General features: G+C 36.8%; 12 protein-coding genes. 7 read left to right on the top strand and 5 right to left on the bottom strand.

Annotation, left to right across the window (positions count from 1 at the left end):
- Nucleotides 1-186: 186 nt before the first annotated feature.
- The 5 genes from WFK35_RS14030 (at nt 187) to purF (ending at nt 5,853) form a co-directional block, all read left to right on the top strand.
- A complete protein-coding gene (locus WFK35_RS14030; protein ID WP_336733080.1) occupies nt 187-2,052 on the top strand; it encodes an endonuclease in 1,866 nt (621 codons plus the stop codon).
- 126 nt (nt 2,053-2,178) lie between these two features.
- Nucleotides 2,179-2,784 carry a SatD family protein gene (locus WFK35_RS14025; protein WP_235130805.1) on the top strand — a complete coding sequence of 202 codons (606 nt, stop codon included), beginning with the start codon at nt 2,179-2,181 and terminating at the stop codon, nt 2,782-2,784.
- A gap of 2 nt (nt 2,785-2,786) precedes the next feature.
- Nucleotides 2,787-3,482 carry a DUF3307 domain-containing protein gene (locus WFK35_RS14020; protein ID WP_336733079.1) on the top strand — a complete coding sequence of 232 codons (696 nt, stop codon included), beginning with the start codon at nt 2,787-2,789 and terminating at the stop codon, nt 3,480-3,482.
- Between the two features lie 30 nt (nt 3,483-3,512).
- Nucleotides 3,513-4,232 (top strand): phosphoribosylaminoimidazolesuccinocarboxamide synthase, encoded by a 720-nt coding sequence (gene purC, locus WFK35_RS14015; RefSeq protein ID WP_235130803.1) that lies wholly within the window; start codon nt 3,513-3,515, stop codon nt 4,230-4,232.
- Nucleotides 4,233-4,353: 121 nt separating this feature from the next.
- Nucleotides 4,354-5,853 carry an amidophosphoribosyltransferase gene (purF, locus tag WFK35_RS14010; protein WP_214589745.1) on the top strand — a complete coding sequence of 500 codons (1,500 nt, stop codon included), beginning with the start codon at nt 4,354-4,356 and terminating at the stop codon, nt 5,851-5,853.
- A 71-nt stretch (nt 5,854-5,924) separates the two neighbouring features.
- On the opposite strand, the gene WFK35_RS14005 is transcribed toward purF, so the two are convergent.
- From WFK35_RS14005 to aroB, 4 genes are all read right to left on the bottom strand, one after another.
- Nucleotides 5,925-6,503 (bottom strand): porin family protein, encoded by a 579-nt coding sequence (locus tag WFK35_RS14005; protein ID WP_336733078.1) that lies wholly within the window; start codon nt 6,501-6,503, stop codon nt 5,925-5,927.
- Nucleotides 6,504-6,621: 118 nt separating this feature from the next.
- On the bottom strand, nt 6,622-7,338 hold the full coding sequence (locus tag WFK35_RS14000; RefSeq protein ID WP_235130801.1) for a porin family protein: 717 nt from the start codon (nt 7,336-7,338) through the stop codon (nt 6,622-6,624).
- A gap of 247 nt (nt 7,339-7,585) precedes the next feature.
- The gene (locus tag WFK35_RS13995) at nt 7,586-8,269 is read right to left on the bottom strand and encodes a porin family protein (RefSeq protein ID WP_076390239.1); all 684 of its coding nucleotides are present in this window, start codon (nt 8,267-8,269) and stop codon (nt 7,586-7,588) included.
- 270 nt (nt 8,270-8,539) lie between these two features.
- Nucleotides 8,540-9,592 (bottom strand): 3-dehydroquinate synthase, encoded by a 1,053-nt coding sequence (gene aroB / locus WFK35_RS13990; RefSeq protein ID WP_336733076.1) that lies wholly within the window; start codon nt 9,590-9,592, stop codon nt 8,540-8,542.
- A gap of 295 nt (nt 9,593-9,887) precedes the next feature.
- Here aroB and WFK35_RS13985 point away from each other — a divergent pair, with 295 nt between their 5' ends.
- Nucleotides 9,888-10,844, top strand: a complete 957-nt coding sequence (locus WFK35_RS13985; RefSeq protein ID WP_442892051.1) for a pseudouridine synthase — start codon at nt 9,888-9,890, stop codon at nt 10,842-10,844.
- Nucleotides 10,845-11,000: 156 nt separating this feature from the next.
- On the opposite strand, the gene pncA is transcribed toward WFK35_RS13985, so the two are convergent.
- Entirely contained in the window at nt 11,001-11,606 is a 606-nt protein-coding gene (pncA, locus tag WFK35_RS13980) for a bifunctional nicotinamidase/pyrazinamidase (RefSeq protein WP_256037891.1), read from the bottom strand.
- Between the two features lie 194 nt (nt 11,607-11,800).
- Between pncA and kdsA the strand changes: the two genes are divergently transcribed.
- Complete coding sequence (kdsA, locus tag WFK35_RS13975) at nt 11,801-12,610, top strand: 3-deoxy-8-phosphooctulonate synthase (RefSeq protein ID WP_336733072.1); 810 nt, start codon at nt 11,801-11,803, stop codon at nt 12,608-12,610.
- Nucleotides 12,611-12,784: the final 174 nt, after the last annotated feature.

Raw genomic sequence — 12,784 nt, 5'->3', positions numbered from 1 at the left:
TAATAGTTAGTACCCAAAGATAATTAAATTGCTGTAACACCCAAAAAAATTATTTATGACATAAGGCGGTATCTGCAAAAATCTAGTTTTCAATTTTTTATATTCTTAAAATTAATGATATTTTAATAAAATTTTCCGAACTTTAAGCAGATTAATTTACTATTTTAGCCACCCAATTTTTAAAGCATGAAAAAATTTCTACTGCCTATTATTATGATTTCATCTTATTTTGCAGCTCAGGCTCCTGCAGGGTATTACGATGGAACGACAGGTTTGACGGGTTACGCCTTAAAGTCAAAGCTTCATGACATCATTTCGGCGAAAAATATAAACTGGAATTATGGTGATCTCACCAATTATTATAATCAGACGGATTTAGATAGATATTACGACTACGGACCAAGCAATACGACCATTCTCCTTGATATTTATTCTGAAATTCCTACAGGACCGGATGCATATGAATATACAACGGCGAATATCATCGGAAGTGCTTCCGCGGAAGGACAGGGCTGGAATAGAGAACACATGATGCCACAAAGTACATTTTACAGCAATTACCCGATGTACTCGGATTTGTTTTATGTGGTTCCAACGGATGCAAGAATTAACCAGTTGAGAAGTAATTATCCTTACGGAATTGTGGGTTCTACGATCTACTATACTTTTACCAATACTTCAAGAATAGGAAATTGTGCCATTCCGGGAATTACTTATACAGGAAGAGTATATGAGCCTATTAACGAGTTTAAAGGAGACGTTGCGAGATGTCTGCTTTATTTTGCAGTAAGGTATGAAGGGAAACTGGGTACTTTTAATTTCAACAATAATGCAAATCCGGCTTCGGATACCAATCCGCTTGACGGAACGGAGGAAAGAGCGTATGATCCCGCTTATATCGCCATGCTGCTTCAGTGGCATCAGCAAGATCCTGTTTCGCAAAAGGAAATCGACAGAAATAATGCGGTGTATGCAATACAGAAAAACAGAAATCCTTTTATTGATAATCCTTCGTGGGTGAATACAATCTGGGGGCAGACTCCGGATGCTGTTGCACCACAAACTCCTACAAACGTAAGCGTTACGCAAAACAGTGCTTATTTTACAACTTTAAGCTGGACTCCCAGTACAAGTACGGACGTAATCGGATATAAAATCTACCAGAACGGAACATTGGTAGGGACAACGAAAGGTACAACATTCAGTGTAGATCATCTTACTCCTTCTACAGCGTATACTTTTACTGTGAAGGCTTACGACAACGGATACCTGCTTTCTCCGGACAGTAATACGGCTTCTGTTACAACTTTAGCATCAGATATTTATGCTAAAGATCTGATGGTAACGAAATATCTTGAAGGAACTTCGAATAATAAAGGTATTGAAATTACCAATAAAACAGGACATCCCGTAAACCTTAGTGACTACAGATTATCAATCCAGTTTTCCAGCGGAACAAATTATTATTTTGCAGATCCTTATGAGCTGGAAGGAATTGTTCAGAATAACGAGACTTTTGTAGTATTGCATCCGGATGCCAATTTCTCCTGCTATACAATAAATCAGGCAAAGTTTGTAACGGCAGCTCCGCAGATGACGTATTCCGGAAGTCAGTATCTGGAACTGAGATATAAATCTTCAACGGTGGATGCAATAGGTGTTTCCGGTACAAACAATTTTTCGGTTTTAGGAAATATTTCTTTATACAGAAAATCTAATATCAACCAGCCAACAACGTCCTTTAGCATTAGTGAATGGGATTCTTACGCCAGCAATTATTGTCAGAATTTAGGAACGCTGGCAACCGCAGAAGCTATTCTTGCCAGAAATAACGAGTTTAAAATTTATCCAAATCCTGTTAATGACAATGTTTTCGTTGATGGGAAAACAGAGAATGTAAAATCAGCACAGATTTTAGATCTTTCCGGAAAAATAATTCATTCCGAACAAAATCCTTTCAAAAATAAAAAGGGCATTTCTGTACAAAGTTTATCTACAGGTTCATATCTATTAAAAATTGATGATAAGATCTATCCGTTTATCAAAAAATAAGCTGTGATCTCCCGAAAAGGGGAAAGCAATATATAATCGATATAAGCAGATTCACTAATAATCATTATCTATAAGTGTTTCTGCTTATATTTTTTATTTATAAGTAATAATGCTTATATTTGCAGAATGATAGCGGTCATTACCGGAGATATTATAAATTCACAGCACGCGGAAACAGAGGTTTGGATTACCAAGCTTAAAAATCTTCTCGAAAAGTGGGGAAGTGCTCCTCATACATGGGAAATCTACAGAGGCGACGAATTTCAGTTCAAATGTAAGATAGATGAGGTATTCTGGCGTTTTCTTGCCATTAAATCCCTTATAAAAAGTCAGGAAAATTTAGACGTAAGAATTGCCATCGGTATTGGAGAAGAGAATTTTTCTTCTGAAAAAATCACCGAATCCAACGGAACCGCTTATGTACATTCCGGAAGATTGCTCAATGATCTGAAAAACGACGGACATACTGTTTCCATCAAAACATCCAACGATTCCGTAGACCGGGACCTGAATATTCTGCTGAAATGGTCTTCCAGAGATTTTGATTCCTGGACGGTTGCCAATGCAGAAATCATCCATGAGATGATTATGAACAAAGACATCACGCAGGAAGATCTTGCGAAAAAGTTTGCCATCTCACAGTCTTCCGTAAGCCAGAGACTGAAGCGCGCAAACTATGAACTGATCGTAGAAACCAATCAATATTTCAGAAAAAAAATATCCGAACTGTAAGCATGGTTTTTATTCAGCTCATATTGGCACATTTATTTGGAGACTTTATTCTTCAGCCAAATTCATGGGTTGCAGAGAAGGAAAGTAAAAAACTGAGAAGCAGATATTTATACCTTCATGTTCTCATTCATACGATTCTGAGTTTTATTTTCCTCTGGAACACCGAATTGTGGTGGATCGCCGTTCTGATCGGAGTTTCACATTTTATTATTGATGCTGCAAAACTGAGTTTTCAGACCGCAAAATCTAAAAAAATCTGGTTTTTTATCGATCAGGCTTTGCATATTGCCGTGATTGCAGGAATTTCCTTTTACTTCAAGGAATTTAATTTTGATTTTTTAAAAGATCAGGAAATTCTAAAAATTCTTATGGCAGCTTTATTTTTAACAACACCCGCTTCCATTTTTATCAAGATTTTATTGTCTTCGTGGACTCCGGTTCCCGAAACACAGAATAACATACAAACCGAATCTTTATCAAGTGCCGGAAAATATATCGGGATTTTAGAACGTTTATTGGTTTTCACCTTTATTGTGGTGAACCATTGGGAAGGCGTAGGTTTTATGGTCGCTGCAAAATCTGTCTTCAGGTTCAGCGATCTTGCTCAGGCAAAGCAGAGAAAGTTAACCGAATATGTTCTGATCGGAACCCTTTTAAGCTTTGGAATGGCAGTTTTAACAGGAATTTTAATTAAGTAATATAAATCTAATAAAAAGTAATTTTAGAAAATGGAAAAGAAAGAAATGTTGTACGAAGGTAAGGCAAAACAGGTTTTTGCAACCGATAATCCTAATGAAGTAGTGGTGCGTTTCAAAGACGATGCTACTGCATTTAATGCTCAGAAAAGAGGATCTGTAGATCTTAAAGGAGAAATGAACAACGCGATCACGACTCTTATTTTTGAATATCTGAATGAAAAAGGGATTAAGACTCATTTCATTAAACAACTGAACGAAAGAGAGCAGTTGGTAAAAAAAGTATCCATCATTCCTTTGGAAATGGTGGTAAGAAACTATTCGGCTGGAAGCATGGCGCAGAGACTGGGAGTGGAAGAAGGAATTAAATCTCCGGTTACCATCTTCGATATCTGCTACAAAAAAGACGAATTGGGAGATCCGCTAATCAACGATCACCATGCAGTGTTCTTAGGAGCTGCAACGTATGAGGAGCTTGATGAAATGTATGAATTAACGTCAGACATCAACGAAATCTTAATCGATCTTTTCGATAAAATGAACATCATCTTAGTAGATTTCAAAATTGAATTAGGAAAAACGGCAGACGGTGAAATTATCCTTGCAGACGAAATTTCTCCGGATACGTGCAGACTTTGGGACAAAGATACGATGAAGAAACTGGATAAGGACAGATTCAGAAGAGATCTTGGTGAAGTTACCGAAGCTTACGTTGAGATCTATAACAGACTGAAAACGGTACTTGCTAAATAATTATCAGGCAGAAACCAGAAGTTGGATGCCGGAAGTTTATCTGAATATGTAAAAAAGTTTTGTTACAAACTTCAGATTTCGAGCTCCCGGCTTCCACCATCAAAATTTAGAAAAAATAAAAATGAAAAGTTTAGACATTCATAAAAGTGAATATTTAAAACAATTTGAAACCCAGACCTACGGAAGAAATCTTTTCAGAACGCAGGAAGAAGAAAGGCTTGACGCTCCGAACGAGGAGTGCGGAATCTTCGGAATGTATTCTGATAATGATCTGGATACGTTTTCTCTTTCACAGTTCGGTCTTTTTGCATTGCAGCATAGAGGTCAGGAAGCTTGTGGTATTTCTGTTCTTAAAGACGGAAAAATCACCAATATGAAAGATGAAGGTCTGGTTTTGGATGTTTATAAAGAGATCAACGATCCTGAAACTTTTATGGGAAATTCTGCGATCGGACACACCCGTTACACGACTGCAGGAGACAAAAAGAAATATAATTTTCAGCCGTTCTTCGCGAAAAACGAATACGACCAGATTATTCTTTCGATTGCGCACAACGGTAATTTAACCAACGCAAAAGAACTGAAAACGCAGCTCGAAGCTGAAGGGGTTGTATTCAGAGCAACATCCGATTCTGAGGTGATTTTAAGATTAATTCAGAAAAATCTTGATTTAGGACTTCGCGGAGCTATTAAAGCAACCATGGAGAAAATTGAAGGTGCTTATTCGGTTGTCGGGATGACGAGAAATAAATTCTTCGCATTCCGTGATTTCAACGGAATCCGTCCTTTGGTTTTGGGAGCAATCAATGAAAATTCTTACGTTGTTGCTTCAGAATCTGTGGCTTTAGATGCAGTAGGAGCACAATATGTGCGTGATATTTTACCGGGAGAAATTATTTACACCAATGAAAACGAACCCGGAAAACTTCATTCTTACATGGTGGACGAAGAAAAAGGAAAGCAGAGAATCTGTTCTTTTGAATATATTTATTTTGCAAGACCCGATTCTACTTTAGAAAATATTAATGTGTACGAAATCAGGGAAAAATCCGGAGAAAAAATCTGGCATCAGGCTCCTGTGGAAGCAGATGTTGTAATTGGGGTTCCGGATTCCGGAGTTCCGGCTGCCATTGGTTTTTCCAAGGCTTCGGGAATTCCTTTCCGTCCGGTTTTAATTAAAAACAGATACATCGGAAGAAGTTTCATTGTACCGACTCAGGAAATGAGAGAAAGAGTAGTGAACCTGAAATTAAACCCGATTATTTCCGAGATTAAAGATAAAAGAGTCGTGATTATTGATGATTCCATTGTACGAGGAACCACTTCAAAAAGACTCGTTAAGATTCTTAAAGATGCAGGCGTGAAGGAAATTCACTTCAGAAGTGTTTCTCCGCCAATTATCGCTCCTTGTTATCTGGGAATCGATACGCCGTCGAAAGACGATCTGATCTCTGCCAATATGTCTACGGAAGAACTCAGAGATTATTTGGGAGTAGATTCTCTTGAATTCCTAAGCGTTGAAAACCTGAAAGAAATTTTAGGCTCTGCCAATCACTGTTTCGGATGTTTTACCGAAGAATATCCTGTAGGAAAAGGAGAGGAAGTAGAATTATTCAATTAAAATATTTCCATAAAAAGAAAATGTCAGACTTAAATTTTAAGTCTGACATTTTTTATTGTATCCGAAATGGATTAGAATTTATACGCTACACCAACCTGGAAAACGCCGTTTCTTACTGCGTCACCTGTATTGTTTTCTGCGATATCCGTAAGTCCTGCAACATATCTTGCCGTAATTCCGAATTTTTGCTCAAAATAGTATCCTGCTCCAAGACCTAAACCAAGATCAAAACCTTTGAATGCCTGATTTACATCTACAGAACCTCCGTCTCCTTTTAATTTCTGGCTGATTGCAAAACTGAACTGTGGACCAGCTTCTACATATAAATCAGGAAGAACATTATACTGTACCATTACCGGAACTGAAATATAATCCAGATTAAGCTTTACAGAAGAATAGGTTTTATCTTTAGCACCCATTCCGTTATATAAAACTTCCGGCTGTACGCTGAAAGAACTTGCTACAGGAATGTTTGCAAAGAAACCTCCGTAGAATCCTGCTTTTGCTTTAGAATCGTTGTCGTTAATAGAAGATACGTTAAGTCCCGCTTTTACTCCGAATTTTACCGGTGAAGCTGAAGCTGCTGCTTTTTCCTGTGCGAATGATAATGTACCTGCTGTAATCGCAAGTCCTAGAAAAATCTTTTTCATAGTCTATTAATTTTTATGAATGTTTATTATTAAAGTGCTGCAAATTTAATAAAAAGAAAAAGATCAGGCCTCATGATGAAACCTGATCTTTGTTATGAAATCAAAAATTGTTTTTTATTTAAAACTTATAGTTCAGACCTAGTTGAAATGATCTGTTTGTGTTTACATTTTTCTGAGCATCGGTTACTGCATCAGAATTGTTGTAAATATGGGTAAGACTGTTAACATATCTCGCGTTAATTCCCAAATTACGGGTAAAATAGTATCCCAGACCGACTCCAAAGCCCAGATTGAACTTTTTAATATCGTCTTTATTAATACTTTCTGAAGCCGATAAAGTCTGTGTGGTGGTAGTTCCGGAAGTTGTTGTGGAAATGGTCTGCTCACCTTTGTTTTTACCGTCTACGAAATAACTTACTTCCGGACCTGCTTCTACATAGAAATTGTCGGTAGGTTTCATCTGAAGCATTACCGGTACGGAAATGTAGTTCAGTGTAGTGCTATAATCCTGCTTGGTTCTTACGGTTGTAGCTCCTGTGGTAACTTCCGTATCGGAAAGTACACTTTTTGCACCCATCTGGTTGTATAAAACTTCCGGCTGTAATGCAAACTTTTCAGATAATGGTACATTTACGAAAACACCTGCATTAAATCCTATTTTCTGGTTTTTGGCAGCAAGTTTCTGTTCACTGAATTGGGAAGCGGTTGCCGCTCCTTTAATACCAAATCTTACAGGCTCCTTCATTTTCATCGGTGGGACAGCTGTTGTTTTTACTTCTTGTGCAAACACAAATGCTCCTCCTGTTACTGCCATTGCTAGAAATAACTTTTTCATAATTTTACATTTAAATTTTACTACTTTTTTGTTTCCTGAAATTTTCATTCAGGTAACAGTTATTTTACAAAATGCTTGCCAAATAAAGGATTTCTGGATTTTCAAATGTTAATAATTCACAATTTTTTGAGTGAATTATTATGCATTGGATAATGTCATTCAGATCAAATAAAAAAGGTCAGGCTTCATGATGAAACCTGACCTTTTTATCTATTGAAATCAAAATTGTTTTTACTGAATCAGCTTCTTAGAATTTGTAAGCTAAACCAACCTGGAATGTATTGTTTCTTGTAGCATCAGAACCATTTGGTCTGTTTTTAGCAACGTCAGTTACACCTGCAACATATCTTGCAGTAATACCAAGGTTATCTGTGAAATAATATCCTGCTCCTAAACCGATACCGAAGTTAAATGTGTTTAGGTTATCTTTATTGATATCATCTGTATAGCTTGCTGAAGAAGTTGTTGTTCCTGAACCGTTGGTTACAGTAGTAGTTCTGTCTCCTTTATTTTTTGCGCTTACCAGGAATCCGAATTCAGGACCTGCTTCAACGTAAAAGTTGGGAACGAAGTTATACTGGAACATTACCGGTACAGCGATGTAATCTAAATGAGTTGAATAAGACTCAACATTTCTTGTTGTTGTACCTAATGCAGTAAATTCGTCTGTGCTTTTTACTTTAGCTCCGTACTGAGAATATAAAACCTCCGGCTGAACACTGAATGAACTTGCTAAAGGAATGTTTGCAAATACACCTGCGTTGAATCCTATTTTAGATTTTTGGTCTTCAAGACTTGCATCTTTAGATAGAGAAGCTACGTTCATCCCACCTTTGATACCAAATCTTACCGGGCTTGAAGATGAACCCGTCGTCTGAGCGAATGCTAATGAACCAGCTGTAAGTGCTACTCCTAAAATTAACTTTTTCATAACTTTAATTTTTTAATTTTTACTATTTTCTAATTTTAAATTTTACTACTGTCAAAATTTTTCGTTTGACGCAGAGTATCTTTCAAATTGCTTGCCAAAAAATAAATTATGATAAATGTCATAAAGAAATCCGCCTGTAAAAACAAACAGATCTTATTTTATTGATTTGATTTTCAGAAATTTAATTTTTAATTAAACATTTGTTTAGAAATAGTCTAAATTCAGAAACCTTCTTAAAATATATTTAATTTTTAATTGAATTTTTGCCGGTTATAATGAAACATCATTCAGCTTTCTGTAGAAATCTAAGGACGTAATGATGTTTTTCTGACTGCATTTATGATCGAAATTACAAGCTCCGATGGCGGTAAGCAGGGAAAAATTAATTTTACTGTCAGCATTTTTCTTGTCATTAAGTAAAAGACCGAAAATATCTTCATCTTTAAAATCGCTGATATCAAGATAAGGGTAATACTTCTGAATACTTTCTATGATAAGTACAGAATCTTCTTCAGAAATTAAACCTTCAAGAAAAGCGAGGTGCGCTTCCGTAATCATCCCCATTGCCACAGCTTCCCCATGAAGAATAGGATTTCCCTGACTTAAGCATAAACTTTCTACAGCATGACCGATCGTATGACCGAAATTGAGCGTTTTTCTGATATTTTTCTCGTGAAAATCCTCCTGAACAACATTCTGTTTAATATCCATCGACGTTTGAATATGGGGAATTACACCGTCAATATCCAGTTTATTGATCTGGGTAAGATTATCCCAGTGAGATTTATCGGCAATTAAACCGTGTTTCAGCATTTCGGCAAATCCGCTTCTTAATTCTTTGAAGGGAAGAGTTTCAAGAAATTTAGGATAGACAAAGATTTTCTCAGGAAAAGTAAAAGTTCCCACCATGTTTTTATAATGCATAAGATCGATTCCTGTTTTTCCTCCGATAGAAGCATCACACATCGATAAAAGCGTCGTTGGAATATTGATGAACTGGATTCCTCTTTTATAAGTAGATGCTACAAAACCTCCCATATCCGTAATAACGCCGCCGCCGAGATTAATAACCAGAGCTTTTCGGTCTGCCTGCATTTCCGTAAGAATTTCCCAAAGCTGGTTCGCCGTCTGTATATTTTTCATTTCTTCACCGGCTTCAATCTCCAGAATTTCAAATCCGAGATCTGTTTCCATATTTCCTAAAAGGATGGGAAGACAATATTCATGTGTATTTTCATCAACTAAAATAAAGATTTTGCTGAAAGATTTTTCGTGTAAGAAGTCGTTTAATTGAGAAAAATTATCGTTTAATATTGTTATCATTTTCAGATTTTCTGTAGGGTTAAATGTAAAACTATATTGCAAAGTTATGATTCTTAATTTTTAACTCGTTATTAAATATACTATCTTTGCAGAAATTTTTAGAATGAGCAGAGATAATAATAATTCAGAACGACCAAAGAGACCAAGAATTTCAACTAAGAAAAATTCTGATAATTCTCGTGCTTCCAGATCTGGAAATTCTTCAGAATCAAAACCTTTTAAAAAATCTTTCCCGAAAGCAGGAGAGAGAAATTCAGACTCAAGGAAAAGTGGTGGCACCAGTTACCAGGACCGAATGGATAAGAAATTCGGAAAAACTGAAAAAGAGCCTTTCATAACGAGTTCAGGTGAAGAAAAAAAATCTTTCGGCAAATCTGCCCCAAAAAGAGGAGGAAGCAGACCCAATACTTTTGATACGAGAGATAAATACGAAAGAGGAAGCCTGAAATACGGAAGAAGACCCGGAACAGAAAACAGGGAAGATAAAAATAAATCTTTTGTACAGAAAAGAAGACTGAATAAAATTGAGAAAGATGTACATAAAGACACCATCCGTCTGAATAAATACATCGCCAATTCCGGAATCTGCAGCAGGAGAGAAGCCGATGAGCTGATTACGCAAGGTCTTGTGGAAGTAAACGGAAAAGTGGTGACGGAAATGGGTTATCAGGTTCAGAAAACAGATAAAGTGGTTTTCGACGGACAGAATATTACACCCGAAAAGCCGGTTTACGTTCTTCTTAACAAACCAAAAGGATATATTTCTACCACAAAAGACGACAAAGCCAGAAAAACAGTAATGGATCTTGTAGCGAACGCTTCACCGTACAGAGTTTTTCCGGTAGGAAGATTAGACCGTTCTACAACAGGTGTTATTCTTTTAACGAACGACGGCCATATGACAAAAAAACTGACGCATCCGTCTTTTGATGCAAAGAAAATTTATCATGTAACATTGGATAAAAAGCTTACACACGAGGATATGAAGCTTATTGCGGAAGGAATCCGTCTGGATGAAGGAGTTGCCGAAGTAGATCAGATTTCGTTCATTGAAGGAAAACCGAAAAATGAAGTGGGAATCGAAATCCACATTGGATGGAACCGTGTTATCAGAAGAATTTTCCAGAGATTAGGATATGAAGTGGAAGCCTTAGACCGAGTAATGTTTGCCGGATTAACGAAGAAAAATATCAAAAGAGGACACTGGAGAATCCTTACAGAACAGGAAGTGAATAACCTTAAAATGCTTTAATTTTGAAGTAAATTTTAAGCTGAAAAAAAAGACGTTGAAATTTTTTCAGCGTCTTTTTTTTGCTTTAACATGAATGCCACAAATGGATTTACACGAATATCACAAATATTAAGTTGTGTCATTTGTGAGAAAATTAGTGAAATCTGTGTTTAAAAACTACCCCAAAACCGTAACCCCTTTCTGAATCATATCATAAATGGCATCTCTTCCGTTATCCGGCTTTACATTTACGGCACGTGTTCCGTTGAAGTGAAGACAGGTTACATAACCATTGGCTACAGCATCGGTACAGGTATATTTTACGCAGTAATCCATAGCAAGACCTACGATTTCCACCAACTGGATGTCGTGATATTTTAAAAAATCGTCCAGACCTGTCTTCATGAAATGATTATTGTCCTGAAAACCGCTGTAGCTGTCGATTTCTACATTTTTACCCTTTTGTACGATGTGGGTTACTTTCTCTCTGTTAAGATCTTTATGGAATTCTGCCCCGAAAGTTCCCTGAATACAGTGATCGGGCCACATAAACTGCGGAACCCCATTTAAAATAATGCTTTCGCCTACTTTTCTGCCATTATTGCTGGCAAAACTTTTATGATCTGCAGGATGCCAATCCTGAGTAAGTACAATCTGATCGTATTCGTTTTCTTCCATCAGAGCATTGATGTAAGGAATTACTTCATTTGCTCCCGGAACTGCCAAAGCTCCGCCTTCACAAAAATCATTCTGCACATCTACGATTATTAACGCTTTTTTCATATTTAAAATTCTCGAAATTTTTGATAAATCTACGAATTCCTAGCTTCAAAAAATTGTCCAAAACAGAATTATCGGACAAATCGGCACTAAGTTTATTGAAGCTATCCGTTTCGAAGTCTTTAAAACCCTTTAAATAATTTCGGATTTCCGAACTTTCTCCCTATTTTTACTGAACTTTTTAATCAAAAAATAAAATGATTCAGTATTTAGATAATATTCATCACAAAAATTCCAAAAACTTTTTCTTAATTGCCGGTCCCTGCATCATTGAAGGCGAAGATATGGCGCTGAAAATTGCCGAAAAAGTGGTGGAATTAACCAATAAATATAACATTCCCTACATTTTTAAAGGAAGCTTTAAAAAAGCCAACCGAAGCAGAGTAGATTCTTTTACGACGATCGGAGAAGAAAAATCTCTGGAAATTCTTAAAAAAGTAGGCGAAACTTTCAATATTCCTACAACAACGGATATTCACGAAAACGAGCACGCGGCTTTGGCGGCGCAATATGTGGATGTGTTGCAGATTCCTGCGTTTTTGGTTCGACAAACAGATCTTTTGGTTGCCGCCGCAAAAACAGGAAAATGTGTGACCTTAAAAAAAGGACAGTTTCTCTCTCCGGAATCCATGAAATTTGCCGTTGAAAAGATTACGGACTCAGACAATCAGAAAGTGGCGATCATAGAAAGAGGAAATACCTTTGGCTACACAGATTTGGTGGTAGATTACAGAGGAATTCCAACCATGAGAAATTATGCGCCTGTCATTCTGGATGTTACCCATTCCCTGCAACAGCCGAATCAAAGTTCAGGAGTTACAGGAGGAAGACCGGATCTTATCGAGACCATCGCAAAAGCAGGAATCGCAGTAGGTGCAGACGGAATTTTCATCGAAACGCATCCCACTCCCGAAACCGCTTTGTCCGACGGAGCCAATATGTTGAGACTGGATCTGCTTGAAGATTTACTACAAAAACTAACCAGAGTAAGAGAAGCGATTTTATAATGACAAAACTTTTTTTACCTTTAGCTCTTTCTTTTTCAGCTGTTTTTTATTCTCAAAAAAGAGATTCTTTACAATTTTCTTTGCCCGAAAAATATAATCTTCATTTAGAGGAAAAACAGGAAAATGACCAAATGATAATGATGGAATATATTCCAAAAGGTCAGAACTGGGACA

The organism is Chryseobacterium sp. VD8 (genome assembly GCF_037149975.1).
Taxonomy (GTDB): domain Bacteria; phylum Bacteroidota; class Bacteroidia; order Flavobacteriales; family Weeksellaceae; genus Chryseobacterium; species Chryseobacterium indicum.
The sequence above is the reverse complement of the archived record's forward strand: the minus strand, read 5'-3'. Positions and strand labels throughout refer to the sequence as shown.